Below are 15626 nucleotides of genomic sequence, written 5' to 3'. Positions count from 1 at the left end.
GCTGCGACACTGCCACCGCCGCTGGTGGTGAATGCCGCCTCGTTCTACACAAGGGACCGGTCCCGGCCCTTGCAAGCCGGGTCGTTTTTCTGAACAAGGCAAAGCTCTACCGCCCGGCGAAAACGCCGGCGCGCCATCGACCTGCCATGTAAAAATTACGCCAGTCCCCTACCCGCATCGAAAAGACAAATCAAACCCGTTCGCGGAATTGCTCCACGTCATGAATTCTGCCATTTTGTGGTGGCCAATTCAGGCTGGGTTTGGGGGCCAAGAGCCCGTCCCTTCGATGGATGGACATTACCGAAATCGCTGTGGATAGGGCAAGGCCACGACTAACGGATTTTTAACGAATCTGGTTAGCGGAGGCGGGTCTGCAACAGGTGCCGCAACGGCATATTTTGACAAAGCCATTGTGATTCAAACCCTTTTCCGGCGAATATGAAAAAGGCCACCCGGCAGGAAATTTTCTGAAATAATTCGCTTGACAGCTACTTGTCCCCCGCAGCTCGAACTCGATGTGAACAAGCTGTGGATCACCGTCTGCAAGTGACTGAAATGTATGGATAATTTCTGACAGCTGAATCTGGGTGCGCACCCGCTTTCGACATAACGGAATATCAGTGCGCATGTATATGCCGGCAAAACAATCTGGATTTTGAAATCCAGCCCGGATGCGATCTCCGGGCGTTCTTTTTAAGTACTTGCCGGCAAACGAAAAAACCCGGCGTCATCCGCCGGGTTCGAAGAACGCTAGTCTAGGGTAGGCGTATCAGGCGGTCAGTACCTTGACCCGGTGCGCCAGCCGCGAAACCTTGCGCGATGCCGTGTTCTTGTGGATCACGCCCTTGGTCGCGGCGCGCATCAATTCCGGCTCGGCGGCCTTGAAGGCGGCGAGTGCCGCGGCCTTGTCGCCCGAGGCCAGCGCCTCTTCGACCTGGCGCACATAGGTGCGGACGCGCGAGCGGCGGTTCTTGTTGATCGCGGCGCGGCGGGCGATCTTGCGCGTTGCCTTTTTGGCCGAGGAGGTATTGGCCATGATGCCTCTCTTCTGATCTGGTGGGCGCCAGCAGTATCGCAGGGCGCAAAAAACAAACGGGCAGCCACAGGCCGCCTCGGTTGGTGCGGCTTATAGTTCAGCTTTTCCGGCGCGTCAACGCCGCTTTGCCTTCTTTTTGAGGCTGGCGCCCGGCCATCTTATCGATTGGTGAAATTGGGCTTCCGCTTCTCGGCGAAGGCCGCCATGCCTTCCTTCTGGTCGTCCAGCGCAAACAGCGAATGGAACAGCCGCCGCTCGAACCGCAAACCCTCCGCAAGCGTCGTCTCATAGGCCCGGTTGACGGCCTCTTTCGTCATCATCACAGAGGGCAGCGAGAATTCCGCTATCTTTGCCGCGGCCTTCAGCGCCTCCTCGACGAGGTCGCCGGCGGGCACGACTCGCGAGACCAGCCCGCAGCGCTCTGCCTCCGCCGCATCCATCATCCGCCCCGTCAGGCACATATCCATGGCCTTCGACTTGCCGACGAACCGGGTCAGCCGCTGCGATCCGCCCATGCCGGGCATCACGCCGAGCGTGATCTCGGGCTGGCCGAACCTTGCGGTGTCCGCGGCGATGATGAAATCGCACATCATTGCCAGTTCGCAGCCGCCGCCAAGGGCGTAACCCGCGACCGCCGCGATGATCGGCTTTCGCACGCGCGTAAGTTCCTCCCAGCCGACGAAGAAGTCCTGCGTGTAGGCATCGACGAAGGCGATCGACTGCATCTGCTTGATGTCGGCGCCCGCGGCGAAGGCCTTCTCGGAACCGGTGATGACGATCGCGCCGATGCCGGGGTCGGCGCCGAACCCGTTCACCGCCTCGACCGCTTCTCTCATGACCTCGGTGTTCAGTGCATTGAGCGCCTTCGGCCGGTTCAGCGTGATCAGCCCGACCTTGCCGCGCGTCTCCACGATGATGGTTTCATAGGTCATGGCATCGCCTCCTCGTTCCGATTGAGGAGATCGGTCTAGCTCACCGCTGACAGGTCCGGCAATAGAAGGTCGAGCGGCCGCTCTGCACGATGCGCTCGACGTGGCCGCCGCAGCCAGGCTTCGGGCATGGCTCGCCTTCGCGGTCGTAGACGGCGAAGGAATGCTGGAAATAGCCGAGCGACCCGTCGGTCTGCACATAGTCGCGCAGCGACGATCCGCCGGCGGCGATCGCATCGGCGATGACCGACCGGATCGCCTCGGCCAGCCGTTCGGCCTGCTCGCTGGCCTTCTTGCCGGCCTTGGCGATGGTGCCTGCTTCGCGCAGCGGCGACAGGCCGGCGCGCCACAGCGCTTCGGACACATAGATATTGCCGAGCCCGGCGATCAGCCGCTGGTCGAGAAGCGCTGCCTTCAACGGCGATCTGCGGCCCTTGAGCAGCGAGGCGAGCAGGGCGCCGTCCAGCGCATTGCCTGTCGGCTCGACGCCCAGGCCGGTCAGCATCGGATGGGTATCGGGCACGCCTTCGGCGAACAGCATGAAGCCGAAACGGCGCGGATCATTGAAGATCACGCGCGAGCGGGCGCCCGCGGCCGTCTCGACATCGAAAACGACATGGTCGTGCGTGGAACTCTTCGACCGCTCGTGATGGAAGGTGCCTGGCGTCTCGTTGTCATCGGCGGCTTCGATGCGGAACGAGCCCGACATGCCGAGATGGCAGATCAGCACCGGGCCGCCATCCACATGCATGGTCAGGTATTTGGCGCGACGGCCGAGCGCGGTGATGGTTTTGCCGGTCAGGCGTTCGGAGAAACGCGCGGGAAATGGAAACCTGAGATCGGGCCGGCGCGCCTCGACCCTGACCAGGCGAGCGCCTTCCAGGACCGGCTGCAGCCCGCGCCGGACGGTTTCGACCTCAGGCAGTTCGGGCATGACCGCCGATCGCTCTAAGGAAGGAGGTGCCGTGACGGCCGGGCGCCAGCCCGAGATGCTCGGCGACGGTCTCGCCGATATCCGCGAAGGTCGGCCTGAGGCCGACGTCGCCGCCTGACAGCCCCGGTCCGGTGCCGATCACCGGGATGCGCTCGCGCGTATGGTCGGTGCCGCGCCAGGTCGGATCGTTGCCATGGTCGGCGGTGAGGATGAGCAGGTCGCCTTGCCGCAGTTTCGCCAGCGCTTCGGGCAGGCGCCGGTCGAACGCCTCCAGCGCCGCGGCATAGCCGGCGACATCGCGCCGGTGGCCGAACTCGGTGTCGAAATCGACGAAATTGGCAAACACCAGGTCGCCGTCGTCGGCATCGTCCATCGCGCCGAGCGCTTTGTCGAACATCGCCATGTTGCCGGCGGCCTTGCGCACCTCCGAGATGCCGCGATGCGCGAAGATGTCACCGATCTTGCCGACCGCGATGACCTTGCTGCCGCGCCCCGTCAGCCGGTCTAGCAGCGTCGGTTCGGGTGGCGGCACGGCATAGTCGCGGCGGTTATATGTCCGTTCGAAGGTGGCGACGGTTTCCCCGACAAAAGGCCGCGCGATTACCCGGCCGATGTTCAGCGGATCGGCCAGCCTGCGCACCGTCTTGCAGAATTCGTAGAGCCGTTCGAGGCCGAAATGCGTTTCGTGGGCGGCGATCTGCAGCACGGAATCGACCGAGGTGTAGCAGATCGGCTTGCCGGTCCGGATATGCTCCTCGCCGAACCGCTCGATGATCTCGATTCCTCCCGCGTGGCAATCGCCCAGAATGCCGGGCACCTTTCCCTCGCTGATCATCGCCGCGGTCAGTTCGGCCGGAAAGGCGGGCACCGTCTGCGGGAAATAACCCCAGTCGAAACGCACCGGCAGGCCGGCTATCTCCCAGTGGCCGGACGGCGTGTCCTTGCCGCTCGACACTTCTTGCGCCGCGCCATGGAAAGCCGCCGCGATCGGCGCCGTGCCGCCATTGCCGAAGCGGAACCCCGTCGCGGTTTCCGCCGCGCCCGCCAGCCCAAGCGAGACCATGTTGGGCAGGGCGAGCGGTCCCTTGCGCAGGCCCTCGCGATCCGCGCGCCCCTCGGCGCAGGCGAGCGCGATGTGACCGAACGTGTCGGCGCCGGCATCGCCATAGCGTTCGGCATCGGCGGCGCCGCCGATGCCGAACGAGTCGAGGACAAAGAGGAAAGCGCGCGCCATCAAAGGGGTCATTGTTGCCTGTCTGCGGGTCCAGACATAGGGTTCCGCATCGCCATTGGCAATTCGGAAACCAAACGGCAACCGCTCGGCGCGATAGTCGGGCGAGACGGGATGCCGGTACGGGCGGGGCAGGGATGGGAAGGCGCGGCGGATTTTCGGCAAGGCCTGCCTGCATGGCTGCTTTGGCATTGCTGGCCGCGTCCTGGCCGGATACGGCCAGCGCCGATTGGCGCGACGACATCGGCACATTCCGCGTCGGCATCGTCGCCGAACCTGGAGCCGGCAACGCCGTTCCGGGCCTGGCGCTGCTCACCGACGCCTACACCAAGGCACTCGGCATGAAGGTCGAGTTTGTCGTCGCCCGCGACTACCGGGCGCTGATCGAGGCGCAGGTGGAGGGACGGATTCAGTATGCCGTCTATTCAGCCGTCGCCTATGCGACCGCGTCCGAGCGCTGCGGCTGCGTCGAGCCGCTGGTGGCGCCGGTCGATACCGATGGCGCCGCCGGCATCCGCTCGCTCCTTGTGACGCGCGACGGCAAGGTGCCGGATCTCGCGGCCATGCCGGGCCATCGCATCGCCATGGCGCCTGCCGACAGCGTCGGCGGCTCGCTTTTGCCGCTCGCCGGCCTGACGGCGGCAGGCGTCGGGATCACCGAGGATTCACCCTATCTGCTGCATGCCGGCTCGGCGGCCGCCGCCGAGGCAATGCTGGTCGACGGGCAGGCCGATGCTTTGTTCGGCTGGGAAACGGCGCTGGCGGACGGCAATCCGGCCGCGGCCGACAGTCCGCCGGCCCTTCCGGCAGGCCAGCCGGCCGGCACGGGCGACCAGCCGGCCGATCCGAACGGCACGATGGCGCGGCTTGAGGCGGCGGGTGTTTCGAAGGCGGCGCTGCGGATCGTGTGGACGTCAGGCCTGCTCAGATACGGCCCGCATGCCGTGCGCAGCGATCTCGATCCCGAGGCCAAGCGCCGGCTCACCGTGTTTCTCACCAACCTGAAGTCGATGACGCCCGATGTCTACGATCTTCTGGAGACGACGCATTCGGGCGGCTTCACCGTCGCCTCGCAAAAGGACTATGCGATGGCGGCTGCGATCGTGCGCATGGTGTCGGGCAAAGAGGGCGGGCAATAATCCGGGGCGAAGCGGCGCCGTGCAATTCTCAGCAGTCGCTGCAAGGGATCGTCGTGCTCCGGCGCGGCCGCAGATAGTAGGTCTCGCTCATCGAAATGTGGCTGAAAGCCGAGGTCAGCCCAAGCCGCTCTTTGCTGTCCGCCGCCCAGGTGATGATCGGCTCATAGGCGAGGTCGCTCTCGACGCGGATGAGGAAGGTGCCCTTGACGTTGAGCGCGGTGGGAATCGTGGTGGTGCTGGTCTTCGCGGCATCGGCGCTGGTGGCCCCGTTGAGCAGCTTGCGCGACCAGACGACCTGCACCTTAGGCGTCGTATCGGTGGTGACCTCTATCGCCGTGATGACGATCTTGGGATCCGACCGGTTGTAGGGCTTCAGGGTCGAGTTGCCGATCTTCATGATCGCATCGAGATCGGCCTTGGTGATGGTGTTCTGCTGGGTGACGAGGTCCGCCACCATGCTGCCGATGCGGCTGACCTTCTTGCTGGTCTCGATGGCCTGGGAGGCCTCCATGGTCACGAAATACATCACGAGCAGCAGCGGCACGATGAAGGCAAACTCGATCGCCGCGATGCCGCGGCGATCGGCGCCAAACCGCACCGCTCGTGTCCAGACCGCCAAAATTCCCCGATGTGCCCCCGCACGATACATGCCCTTACCCCCGTTTTGCCGAAGCATGCCCGCAATCTCAGTTGTCGAACGGCTCGTTCTGCCACGTCACGGACGCGAAGTGCAGCGCGGTGCCGTCGGTCATATTGGTCATCGACTTGGACATGAAGTCGGTCATGACCGGCCATTTGTAGAAGACGCGCAACATGTTCTTCGTTTCCGCCAGCCCGGGCGATACGCCGAAAGCCGTCGAGTTCGCGCCTTGAGTCAGCACGATCTGGTTGTTCACGATCTTGTAGCTCGCCGTAGCGGCGTCCGCGAAGGTCGCATATTCGCGCAAGTCCACGGATAGTCCCGGGCACTTGTTGGCGACAATGATTTCCAGCTTGGCGCAGATCATGTCCTGCAACTTGGTGCCGCTCACGTCGGCCGGCCTCAGCTGGCCGGTGCGCAACTTGCGGGCGATGTCGTCGGTGATGTTGGCCATCACTTCCTGGCCGGCAAATGAAATGCAGCTTTCGAGGATGGCGAAGACGAGGAGGGCGAAAGGCAAGGCAAGCATCGCGAATTCCATCGCCGTGCTGCCGCGCCGATCACCAAGAAAGCGGGCGCGGAGCCGTGTCCACCCGTTGCCGCGATTGTCGTCCTCGGGCGCTCGCTTCCTGTTCATGCCCACTCCCTGCCGATCCTTGTGATGTCGGCCGGGACATTAACGAAAACCCATTGAAGCCCGGTTTGGATGACCGTTAAATTCGTCGAAGCGCCGTTAGCCGGCCGCTAACCGTAGTCGCCGAAAAGGCGGGCAGCTCAGTGGCCGGCGCTCATCTCGGCTTCCGAGGCCTTCTCGCTGTCGCTCTTGTAGGAGCTTTCGCAATACGGGGTGCAGGACATGGTCTGGATTTCGGAGCGCCTGTAGATTCTGACCGAGGATGCATCCTGCCGCACGACGGTGACCTGTTCGTCGATGATCGGGCTGCCGTCCTGGTCGAGGACGACCAGATTGGTGACGCCGAATCCCTTGCCGGTCAGCACGATGGTCGAGGCATCCTGCACGGAGGCGTCTGCAATCGCCGGATTGCCGATGACGATGGTGTCGGCCGAACGGGACAGCTTGACGATCTTGGCCTGGTTCATGGTGACTTCGATGCCGGGCCCAGCCTTGGCCGGCAGGACGAAGGCAGCGGCGGCGACAAGCACGGCAACTGGAAACGACGATCTCAACCCGGTCATCTGGACGCTCCAAGGCGGCAAACTGTTCAACGGAACATGAACGAGATTGGTGAACCAACGGTTAAGCCCGTGCTCAGCACGATTAAGGCCGGCGTTCGACTGCCTGCCGCGGCGGGCGATGGCCCTCCCTGCGACAGTCGCCGGGAATCCGCCTCTGCCGCTGCTTTGCGGGCGGCGAGGCGGCTCGCCGGTACTTTAGCTGACGGTTAACCAAGCAACGGGTTCGAGACCGGAAAGGAATCGGTAAGGCTGTTTATTAAGCCGATCGAAAGGCCTTCTCCCTAGATTGGCAGCATCCGATCAACCGGCAAGAGAAGTTGACGGAAGTGCTGTAACACGTGGAGTAGGAGCTCTCGAATGTCTAACCTCATTGCACGTTTTGTGAAGAACGAGTCCGGTGCGACCGCCATCGAATATGGCTTGATCGCCGCTCTCATCGCGCTCGCCATCATGGTCGGCGCCGGCGCCCTCGGCAATGCGCTGAACAACAAGTTCGACGCCATCGCCAACAAGGTTGAAGGTTCCTGATACCTGAAGCGAATTAGCTTCTTCAAGGGAAAGGGCCGCCTCTTCTGGCGGCCCTTTTTTCGTCATTCACGTTTTCATCAAGCCGGGCGATTTTGACTGGCCCGCCTCATCAATCGTTAATCGAACATGCCTAGGCTGCACTGGCTAGAACTCGACCGCAGGCACCGCGCCCATGCTTGAAGCCCTCATCTTCGTCGTCTTTCCGTTCTGCATGCTGTTTGCCGCGATCTCCGACATGCTGTCGATGACGATCGCCAATCGCGTGTCGGTGCTGCTGGTGGTGGTCTTTGCCTTGGTGGCGCCGCTGACGGGGATGGATTGGGCCGCCTATGGCTGGCATTTCGCGGCGGGCTTCCTGGTGCTGGCCGTGACCTTTGGCCTGTTCGCGCTCGGCGGCATGGGCGGCGGCGATGCCAAGCTGCTGGCCGCCACCGCGCTGTGGATGGGCTTCAACATCCATCTTGTCGAATACCTGGTGATTTCGACCTTCATCGGCGGGCTGCTGACGGTCGCCATCCTTGCTTACCGGAAATCGGCACTGGCGGACTTTACCGGGCACAATCCCTTCCTGCGCCATTTCGCCGACCAGACGACCGGCGTTCCCTACGGCATCGCGCTGGGCATCGGCGGTCTGATCGTCTTTCCGGATTCTCCGCTCATGGTATGGGCGCTGGAAAGGCTGGCCGCCTAGCCCCTTGCCATCGCGCGTACGAGTTATCCGGTTTTGGACTGGGCGGCTTGGCCGCCCTTTTCGCATCCCGGAGGGCGGTTCGTTCTAATTTATGTAAACCTTAAATTAATCACGATCGTAAGCATTGCATTAACCTTGTTTTGACGATTGCGGCTGCAAAGTCCGCCCTGGCTAGGTGGTTTGCCATAGGCGAGGGTTCGGACAGATGCCAGCATCCCGACTTATAATACTGAGCGTGGCGGTGGCCGCGGCGGGCGGCGCGGGTTATGTCGCGAAGAACATGGTGGCGGTTCCGCCGCCCCGGGTCGTCGTCGATAGCCCCCAGGCGCCGGCCATAGCGCTGCAGGACGTGCTCGTCCTGTCCGGCGATGTCGCCATGGGCAGCCCGCTGGAGAACAACATCAGCTGGGAGTCGTGGCCGGCCGACGGCATCAACGCGAATTTCATCACCCGCGCCGCGGAGCCCGATGCCGTGGACAAGCTGAAGGGCTCCGTTGCCCGCGTGGCGATGTACACGGGCGAGCCGCTCAGGCGCTCCAAGCTGATCGGCGAGGGCCAGAGCTTCATGTCGTCGATCCTGCCCAGCGGCATGCGCGCCGTCGCCACCGCGATATCGGCCGACACATCAGCCGGCGGCTTCATCCTCCCCAATGATTTCGTCGACGTGATCATGACCCGCCGTTCCGACACCGGAACGGGCGGCAGCGGGTTCACCACCGAGACCATCCTGAAGAACATCCGCGTCCTGGCGATCGACCAGACCATCCAGGAGGATGAGGAAGGCAAGAAGACCAGGGTCGGTCAGACCGCCACGCTTGAGCTGTCGCCGCAGCAGGCCGAAATCATCACGGTCGCGCAGCAGATGGCCGATCGCCTGACCCTGGCGCTGCGTCCGATCACGGACGCTCACGAAAAGAATCTGGGCGAGGCCGACTATCTCGTTTCCGGCAACGGCCGGCGCGGCACGGTGCGGATGATCAAGTCGGGCGAAGTTTCCGAAGTGGGAGCAAGGAAATGAGGCTAAAGGGTAAACTGCCCTTCATGGCGGCAGCGGCGATCGGCCTGTTCCTGCTCGGCACCAACGCGCCCGGCATGGTCGAGGCGAAGGCCGCGAACCGGAACGCCCAGGTGTCGGCGTCCACCGCCACACAACGCGTCAAGCTCGGTCTCAACAAGTCGGTGGTCATCGACCTGCCGAGCGATGCCTATGACATCCTGGTCGCCAATCCCGCGGTCGCCGATGCGGTCACCCGCACCGCGCGGCGCATCTATCTGTTCGGCAAGGCCGTGGGCGAGACCAACATTTTTGTCTTCGGCCCCAATGGCGAGCAGATCGTCAGCCTCGATCTGGCGGTCGAACGCGACGTCGCCGGGCTGGAGGACTACCTCAAGCGCTTCCTGCCGACGTCCGAGATCAAGGTCGAACTGCTGAACGACAACGTCGTTCTGACCGGAAGCGTGGACACGCCTCTCGACGCCAAGCGCGCCGTCGACCTGGCGACCATCTTCGTGTCCGGCGGTGAAGCCACGACCGGCCAGTATTCGCAGACCGCCGCCGGCGGATCGGCCAATGGCGGCGTCGACATCAACAACCCCGACCAAGACCGCCGCGTCTCGAAGATCGTCAACCTGCTGCAGATCATCGGCGACGACCAGGTGACGCTGAAGGTGACCGTGGCGGAGGTCAGCCGCTCGGTGATGAAGCAGCTCGGCGTCAACATGGTCGGCAGCGGCGGCAGCAACGGCATTTCCTGGGGCGCGCTGGGCGATACGTTCAGCGGCCTCGGCAAGCCGATCTCGAACTCGGGTTTCAATGTCGGCACCTCGGCGATCCAGGCCTACATCAATGCCATGGAACAGGCCGGTGTCATGAAGACCCTGGCCGAGCCGACGCTGACCGCCGTGTCCGGCGAGAAGGCGACCTTCAAGGTCGGCGGCGAGTACAACATGGTCAACAGCGTCAGCGCCAACGTTTCGACCGACAACCAGACGGGCAACAGAACCTATTCGATCGAGAAGATCGAATACGGCATCGGCCTGGAATTCCAGCCGGTGGTGCTGTCGCCCGGCCGCATCAGCCTAAAGGTCAGGACCTCCGTATCGGAGCCGACCACGGAGGGATCGGTGTCGCTGTCGGCCGGCGGAAGGAGCCAGGGCATGAATGCGCTTTCGCTGCGCAAGCGCCTGGCGGATACGACGGTGGAACTGCCGTCCGGCGGGTCGATGATGATCGCCGGCCTCGTCCGCGACGACGTCAGGCAGGCCGTCAACGGCTTGCCTGGCCTGACCAAGATCCCGGTGCTCGGCACGCTCTTCCGCAGCCGCGACTTCGTCCGCAACGAGAGCGAACTCGTCATCATCATCACGCCCTATCTGGCCAAGCCGGTCGCGCGCAACGAACTTGCCAAGCCGGACGACAACTTCAACGCCCCGAGCGACGGCGCAGGCATGTTCCTTGGCCGCGTCAATCGCGTCTACGGCACCATGCAGACCGACAGACCCGCCGGCCGCTATCACGGCGTTGTCGGGTTCATCTACAAGTGAGCGGGGAAGCGGACATGTTTCAGTCGACATCGAACACCACCACGGCGCCGGCAAGGTCCGGTCGCGAGCGGATCCGCCGCTCCGTAGCCCCGGTCCTGGCGGTCCTGCTCGCCGCATCGCTCGCCGGCTGCGCCGGCTGGAAACGCGACAGCGTCACGGTCGGCGCCATCCCCGACGACTATCGCACCAGCCATCCGATCGTCATCGCGGAAAAGAACCAGAAGATCGATCTTCCCGTCGGCGCCGGCGATCGCGGCATGACCGGCGCCCAACGCGACACGCTGCTCGGCTTCCTCGACGGCTATGACAAGAGTGCGGCCCCGTCGCTGACCATCGCCGTCCCGAGAGGCTCGGCCAACGAGGTGGCGGCCTTGGTGGCCGGTCGCGATTTCGCCCGGGTCGCCGCCGCCTCCGGCGTCAAGCGCGGCCGCATCGTCATGACGTCCTATCAGTCGGCGGTTCCGGAAGCTTCGGCCCCGGTGCGCGTCGCCTTCGTGGCGGTGAGGGCGCAGACGGACAGATGCGGCCGCTGGCCGGAAGACCTGCTGCAGAATTCGGAAAACAAGCACTACGCCGACTTTGGCTGCTCGTACCAGAACAACCTTGCCGCCCAGATGGCCAATCCCAACGATCTGCTCGGGCCGCGCAAGCAGTCCGACATCGACGCCGAAAATCGCGGCGCGGTGATCGACCTTTACCGCTCGAGAGGCATTTCGAACGAATTCCTCGGCAACTCGGAAGTGACCTACTGAGTGGCGCAAGTCAGGAAGAGAGCATGACAATGAGCAATCTTGCCTATGACGCGCCTGTGGATGGCGGCGATACATCGCAACAGGACATCGCCGCGATGCAGGCATTGCGGCCGGTGCCGCGCATCTCGATCCAGGCATTTTGCGAGACCGAGGGCGTCGCCAGTCCGGTCCGCCTCGCCGGCGACGACCGGCGCATGGCGAAGGCCCATCTGAAGGTTCATATGGGCGGCATCGCCACGGCGATCGAGTTCTACCAGTCGGCGCCGACGCCGAACCTGATCCTGCTGGAATCGCGCAGCGAGCCGAAGCAGCTGCTGGAGCAGCTCGCCCAGCTTTCCGAATATTGCGATCCGTCCTCGAAGGTCGTGGTGATCGGCCATTACAACGATGTCGGCCTCTATCGCGAACTCATCCGCTCCGGCATTTCCGAATATGTCATCGCGCCGGTGTCGATGACCGACATCGTCAGCGTGGTCTCGTCGATCTTCGTCGATCCGGAGGCCGAACCGATCGGCCGCTCGATCGCCTTCATCGGCGCCAAGGGCGGCGTCGGTTCCTCGACCATCGCGCACAATGTCGCCTGGGCGATGTCGTCGCTGTTCAAGTCCGAGGTGGTCGTCGCCGATCTCGATCTTGCTTTCGGAACCGCCAACATCAATTTCGATCAGGATCCGGCGCAAGGTATCGCCGAGGCGGTGTTTTCGCCCGAGCGTGTCGACGAGGTCTATCTCGACAGGCTGCTTGCGCAATGCGCCGAGCACCTGTCGCTGCTCGCCGCTCCGTCCACGCTCGAACGGGTCTACGACTTCGATCCCGATGCCTTCTCGCAGCTCATCGACACCGCCCAGCGCAGCGCACCGCTCCTGGTCCTCGACGTGCCGCATATCTGGTCAGGCTGGAGCAAGAGCATCCTCGTCAAGGCGGATGAGGTGGTCATCACCGCGACGCCGGAACTGGCCAATCTGCGCAACACCAAGAACATGGTGGACATGCTGAAACGGCTGCGCCCGAACGATCCGCCGCCAAGGCTTGTCATCAATCAGGCAGGCGTTCCGAAGCGTCCCGAGATCGGACCGACGGACTTTTCCGAACCGCTCGGCATCACGCCCATGGCGGTCATCCAATTCGAACCGCTGCTGTTCGGCAACGCCGCCAACAACGGCCGCATGCTGGGCGAGATGGACGCCAAGAGCCCGGTCGTCGGCATCATCGACGAGATCGCGCATGTGCTGACCGGGCGCAGCGAAATCAAGATCAAGAAGAAGGCGGGCCTCGGCTCGCTTCTCGGCAAGCTCTCGCGCAACAAGAAGTGACGCACCCAGAGGCGGATGATTTCAGGTCGAATGGACCTGAAATCTGAATCCGGCCTCTAAATCGAAGAAAGTAGAGCATGATGTCGTCCGAAAGCCGCTTCACACTTTTCGGCATCCTGCTCCGGGCGGAATTGGTAGTCGATCATGTTTGGTAAGAGAGGCTCTGACGACGGCAACCGGTCCAAGCCGGAATTTCGCCAGCCGGCACCGGGCCCCGCGGCGCCGGGATCGGCGGATACGGCTGTTCTTGCGCGCCCCGCCGCGCCGGCGCAGTCGGGAGAGTTGGCCGCCCAGCCCGCCCGTCGCCCGGTCGAGCCGCCGCCGCTGGCGCCGGAGCCGAAGAAGATCCAGCGCGAGCGCAGCGAGACCTACTACGACACCAAGAGCCAGGTCTTTTCCGCTCTCATCGACACGATCGACCTGTCGCAGCTCGCCAAGCTCGATCCCGAAAGCGCGCGCGAGGAAATCCGCGACATCGTCAACGACATCATCGCGATCAAGAATTTCGCGATGTCGATCGCCGAGCAGGAACAACTGCTCGAGGACATCTGCAACGACGTGCTCGGCTACGGTCCGCTGGAGCCTCTGCTTGCCCGCGACGACATCGCCGACATCATGGTCAACGGCTCCAAGAACGTCTACATCGAAGTCAACGGCAAGGTCGAACAGACCAGCATCCGCTTCCGCGACAATCAGCAGCTCCTCAACATCTGCCAGCGCATCGTCAGCCAGGTTGGTCGCCGTGTCGACGAATCGAGCCCGATCTGCGACGCCCGCCTTCCCGACGGTTCGCGTGTCAACGTCATCGCGCCGCCGCTCTCCATCGACGGCACCGCGCTCACCATCCGCAAGTTCAAGAAGGACAAGCTGACGCTCGACCAGCTGGTCAAGTTCGGCGCGATCTCGCCGCAGGGCGCCGAGGTCCTCAAGATCATCGGCCGCGTCCGCTGCAATGTCGTCATCTCGGGCGGCACCGGCTCGGGCAAGACGACGCTGCTCAACTGCCTGACCAACTACATCGATCGCGAGGAGCGGGTCATCACCTGCGAGGACTCGGCGGAACTGCAGCTGCAGCAGCCGCACGTGGTTCGCCTCGAAACCCGTCCGCCGAATCTTGAAGGCGAGGGCGAGGTCACCATGCGCGACCTGGTCAAGAACTGCCTGCGCATGCGGCCCGAGCGGATCATCGTCGGCGAAGTGCGCGGACCGGAAGTGTTCGACTTGCTGCAGGCGATGAACACCGGCCACGACGGCTCGATGGGAACGATCCACTCCAACAGCCCGCGCGAGTGCCTGAACCGTATCGAATCGATGATCGCGATGGGCGGCTACTCGCTGCCGCAAAAGACCGTGCGCGAAATCGTCGTCGGCTCCGTCGACGTGATCATCCAGGCGGCCCGCCTGCGCGACGGATCGCGGCGTATCACCCACATCACCGAGGTGATCGGCATGGAGGGTGACGTCATCATCACCCAGGACCTCATCCTCTACAACATCAAGGGTGAGGACGCGAGCGGCAGGCTTATCGGCGAGCACGTATCGACCGGCATCGGCCGCCCGCATTTCTGGGATCGTGCCCGCTATTATGGCGAGGAGCAGCGCCTCGCGACCGCGCTCGAGGCCATGGAGAAAAACGCTGGCTGAGGTATCTGGAGGCGTAGGGGCTCTGGTCGATGTTCGGAATTGACAGCACCGTATTGGCGTTTGTCGTGCTGGCCGGCTTCAGCGCCGGGGCGGTGGCCTATGCTTTCCTGTTCAACCGCATCAGCAACGAGAAGCAGGTCGGCAAGCGGCTTGAGACCATCAAGACCGCCGAAACCGACCGCTCCGTCGTCAAGGCCTCGCGCGACCGCGCCGCCGAGGCGGTCAAGCGGCGAAAATCCCTCCAGGATTCGTTGAAGCAGCTCGACGAGAAGCAGCGATCCAACGATCGCATCGTCAAGAAGCCGCCGCTGAAGGTGCAGATCCGCCAGGCCGGCATGCAGGTTTCCATCGAGCGCTTCTACATCTACTCGGCGATCTGCGGCATCGTGCTCACGGTGCTCGCCTATCTGGCCACCGCGCCCTTGCTGGTGCTGCCTGGCGCATTGCTGGCTGGCGGCCTCGGCCTGCCGCGCTGGTTCGTCTCGTTCCGCCGGACCCGCCGGGTCAAGGCATTCCTCAACGAGTTTCCCAACGCCCTCGACATCATCGTGCGCGCCGTCAAGTCGGGCCTGCCCCTCAACGACGCCATCCGTCTGATCGCCAACGAATCTCCGGAGCCGGTCAGGACCGAGTTCCGCCGCATCATCGATTCGCAGCAGATGGGCATGTCGATCCCCGATGCCACCATGCGCATGTCCGAAACCATGCCGTGCGCGGAGGCTGGCTTCTTCGGCATCGTCATCCAGATACAGTCGCAGGCCGGCGGCAACCTCTCCGAGGCGCTGGGCAATCTCTCTCGCGTGCTGCGCGACCGCAAGAAGATGAAGGCCAAGGTGCAGGCGCTGTCGATGGAGGCGAAAGCTTCGGCCGTCATCATCGGCGCCCTGCCTTTCGTCGTTGCCTTCCTCGTCTATCTGTCGAGCCCGAACTACATCATGCCGCTGTTCACCACCAGCACAGGCAACCTGATCATCGGCTGTTCCCTGGTCTGGATGTCGATCGGCATCCTGGTGATGCGCAAGATGATGAACTTCGAAGTCTAGGGGGC

General features: G+C 63.5%; 16 protein-coding genes. 9 read left to right on the top strand and 7 right to left on the bottom strand.

What is annotated here, in order from left to right; all coding sequences use genetic code 11:
- Positions 1-769: 769 nt before the first annotated feature.
- The 4 genes from rpsT to EN786_RS19845 all read right to left on the bottom strand — a co-directional run bounded on the left by rpsT (position 770) and on the right by EN786_RS19845 (position 4133).
- Entirely contained in the window at positions 770-1036 is a 267-nt protein-coding gene (gene rpsT, locus EN786_RS19860) for a 30S ribosomal protein S20 (protein WP_127285914.1), read from the bottom strand.
- A gap of 158 nt (positions 1037-1194) precedes the next feature.
- Positions 1195-1968 carry an enoyl-CoA hydratase gene (locus tag EN786_RS19855; RefSeq protein WP_127285913.1) on the bottom strand — a complete coding sequence of 258 codons (774 nt, stop codon included), beginning with the start codon at positions 1966-1968 and terminating at the stop codon, positions 1195-1197.
- A gap of 40 nt (positions 1969-2008) precedes the next feature.
- Positions 2009-2899, bottom strand: a complete 891-nt coding sequence (gene mutM, locus EN786_RS19850; RefSeq protein WP_127285912.1) for a bifunctional DNA-formamidopyrimidine glycosylase/DNA-(apurinic or apyrimidinic site) lyase — start codon at positions 2897-2899, stop codon at positions 2009-2011.
- A complete protein-coding gene (locus EN786_RS19845; protein ID WP_127310749.1) occupies positions 2883-4133 on the bottom strand; it encodes a phosphopentomutase in 1251 nt (416 codons plus the stop codon). The genes mutM and EN786_RS19845 overlap by 17 nt, the downstream gene beginning before the upstream one ends.
- A gap of 173 nt (positions 4134-4306) precedes the next feature.
- On the opposite strand from EN786_RS19845, the gene EN786_RS19840 reads away from it, so the two are divergent.
- A complete protein-coding gene (locus EN786_RS19840; RefSeq protein WP_127285910.1) occupies positions 4307-5269 on the top strand; it encodes a PhnD/SsuA/transferrin family substrate-binding protein in 963 nt (320 codons plus the stop codon).
- A 28-nt stretch (positions 5270-5297) separates the two neighbouring features.
- Here EN786_RS19840 and EN786_RS19835 read toward each other — a convergent pair whose 3' ends face one another.
- The 3 genes from EN786_RS19835 to EN786_RS19825 all read right to left on the bottom strand — a co-directional run bounded on the left by EN786_RS19835 (position 5298) and on the right by EN786_RS19825 (position 7106).
- Complete coding sequence (locus EN786_RS19835; RefSeq protein WP_127285909.1) at positions 5298-5918, bottom strand: TadE/TadG family type IV pilus assembly protein; 621 nt, start codon at positions 5916-5918, stop codon at positions 5298-5300.
- A gap of 37 nt (positions 5919-5955) precedes the next feature.
- Positions 5956-6546 (bottom strand): TadE/TadG family type IV pilus assembly protein, encoded by a 591-nt coding sequence (locus EN786_RS19830; RefSeq protein ID WP_127285908.1) that lies wholly within the window; start codon positions 6544-6546, stop codon positions 5956-5958.
- 137 nt (positions 6547-6683) lie between these two features.
- Positions 6684-7106 (bottom strand): pilus assembly protein N-terminal domain-containing protein, encoded by a 423-nt coding sequence (locus tag EN786_RS19825; protein WP_127285907.1) that lies wholly within the window; start codon positions 7104-7106, stop codon positions 6684-6686.
- 357 nt (positions 7107-7463) lie between these two features.
- On the opposite strand from EN786_RS19825, the gene EN786_RS19820 reads away from it, so the two are divergent.
- The 8 genes from EN786_RS19820 (at position 7464) to EN786_RS19785 (ending at position 15621) form a co-directional block, all read left to right on the top strand.
- Positions 7464-7634, top strand: coding sequence for a Flp family type IVb pilin (locus tag EN786_RS19820; protein ID WP_127285906.1), 171 nt, complete (start codon positions 7464-7466; stop codon positions 7632-7634).
- A 172-nt stretch (positions 7635-7806) separates the two neighbouring features.
- Positions 7807-8325 (top strand): prepilin peptidase, encoded by a 519-nt coding sequence (locus tag EN786_RS19815; RefSeq protein ID WP_127285905.1) that lies wholly within the window; start codon positions 7807-7809, stop codon positions 8323-8325.
- Between the two features lie 205 nt (positions 8326-8530).
- Positions 8531-9343 carry a Flp pilus assembly protein CpaB gene (cpaB, locus tag EN786_RS19810; RefSeq protein WP_127285904.1) on the top strand — a complete coding sequence of 271 codons (813 nt, stop codon included), beginning with the start codon at positions 8531-8533 and terminating at the stop codon, positions 9341-9343.
- The gene (locus EN786_RS19805) at positions 9340-10869 is read left to right on the top strand and encodes a type II and III secretion system protein family protein (protein ID WP_127309939.1); all 1530 of its coding nucleotides are present in this window, start codon (positions 9340-9342) and stop codon (positions 10867-10869) included. The genes cpaB and EN786_RS19805 overlap by 4 nt, the downstream gene beginning before the upstream one ends.
- A gap of 14 nt (positions 10870-10883) precedes the next feature.
- Positions 10884-11621 (top strand): CpaD family pilus assembly protein, encoded by a 738-nt coding sequence (locus EN786_RS19800; RefSeq protein WP_127309938.1) that lies wholly within the window; start codon positions 10884-10886, stop codon positions 11619-11621.
- A 29-nt stretch (positions 11622-11650) separates the two neighbouring features.
- Positions 11651-12934 carry a CpaE family protein gene (locus EN786_RS19795; RefSeq protein ID WP_189340443.1) on the top strand — a complete coding sequence of 428 codons (1284 nt, stop codon included), beginning with the start codon at positions 11651-11653 and terminating at the stop codon, positions 12932-12934.
- Positions 12935-13078: 144 nt separating this feature from the next.
- Positions 13079-14578: a CpaF family protein gene (locus EN786_RS19790; RefSeq protein WP_127309937.1), complete on the top strand. Its 1500-nt coding sequence runs from the start codon at positions 13079-13081 to the stop codon at positions 14576-14578.
- Between the two features lie 29 nt (positions 14579-14607).
- Positions 14608-15621, top strand: a complete 1014-nt coding sequence (locus tag EN786_RS19785; protein WP_127285595.1) for a type II secretion system F family protein — start codon at positions 14608-14610, stop codon at positions 15619-15621.
- The last annotated feature ends 5 nt before the right edge of the window (positions 15622-15626 follow it).

The sequence above is a fragment of the Mesorhizobium sp. M4B.F.Ca.ET.143.01.1.1 genome (assembly GCF_004792275.1).
Lineage (GTDB): Bacteria > Pseudomonadota > Alphaproteobacteria > Rhizobiales > Rhizobiaceae > Mesorhizobium > Mesorhizobium abyssinicae.
The sequence above is the reverse complement of the archived record's forward strand: the minus strand, read 5'-3'. Positions and strand labels throughout refer to the sequence as shown.

What these genes read in the sequence shown, in the direction of transcription:
- EN786_RS19795 (WP_189340443.1), top strand. Translation starts at nt 11,651, where the DNA reads ATGAGCAATCTTGCCTATGACGCGCCTGTGGATGGCGGCGATACATCG.
- EN786_RS19790 (WP_127309937.1), top strand. Translation starts at nt 13,079, where the DNA reads ATGTTTGGTAAGAGAGGCTCTGACGACGGCAACCGGTCCAAGCCGGAA.
- EN786_RS19800 (WP_127309938.1), top strand. Translation starts at nt 10,884, where the DNA reads ATGTTTCAGTCGACATCGAACACCACCACGGCGCCGGCAAGGTCCGGT.
- cpaB (WP_127285904.1), top strand. Translation starts at nt 8,531, where the DNA reads ATGCCAGCATCCCGACTTATAATACTGAGCGTGGCGGTGGCCGCGGCG.
- EN786_RS19835 (WP_127285909.1), bottom strand. Translation starts at nt 5,918, where the DNA reads ATGTATCGTGCGGGGGCACATCGGGGAATTTTGGCGGTCTGGACACGA.
- EN786_RS19830 (WP_127285908.1), bottom strand. Translation starts at nt 6,546, where the DNA reads ATGAACAGGAAGCGAGCGCCCGAGGACGACAATCGCGGCAACGGGTGG.
- EN786_RS19815 (WP_127285905.1), top strand. Translation starts at nt 7,807, where the DNA reads ATGCTTGAAGCCCTCATCTTCGTCGTCTTTCCGTTCTGCATGCTGTTT.
- EN786_RS19805 (WP_127309939.1), top strand. Translation starts at nt 9,340, where the DNA reads ATGAGGCTAAAGGGTAAACTGCCCTTCATGGCGGCAGCGGCGATCGGC.
- mutM (WP_127285912.1), bottom strand. Translation starts at nt 2,899, where the DNA reads ATGCCCGAACTGCCTGAGGTCGAAACCGTCCGGCGCGGGCTGCAGCCG.
- rpsT (WP_127285914.1), bottom strand. Translation starts at nt 1,036, where the DNA reads ATGGCCAATACCTCCTCGGCCAAAAAGGCAACGCGCAAGATCGCCCGC.
- EN786_RS19855 (WP_127285913.1), bottom strand. Translation starts at nt 1,968, where the DNA reads ATGACCTATGAAACCATCATCGTGGAGACGCGCGGCAAGGTCGGGCTG.
- EN786_RS19785 (WP_127285595.1), top strand. Translation starts at nt 14,608, where the DNA reads ATGTTCGGAATTGACAGCACCGTATTGGCGTTTGTCGTGCTGGCCGGC.
- EN786_RS19840 (WP_127285910.1), top strand. Translation starts at nt 4,307, where the DNA reads ATGGCTGCTTTGGCATTGCTGGCCGCGTCCTGGCCGGATACGGCCAGC.
- EN786_RS19845 (WP_127310749.1), bottom strand. Translation starts at nt 4,133, where the DNA reads ATGGCGCGCGCTTTCCTCTTTGTCCTCGACTCGTTCGGCATCGGCGGC.
- EN786_RS19825 (WP_127285907.1), bottom strand. Translation starts at nt 7,106, where the DNA reads ATGACCGGGTTGAGATCGTCGTTTCCAGTTGCCGTGCTTGTCGCCGCC.
- EN786_RS19820 (WP_127285906.1), top strand. Translation starts at nt 7,464, where the DNA reads ATGTCTAACCTCATTGCACGTTTTGTGAAGAACGAGTCCGGTGCGACC.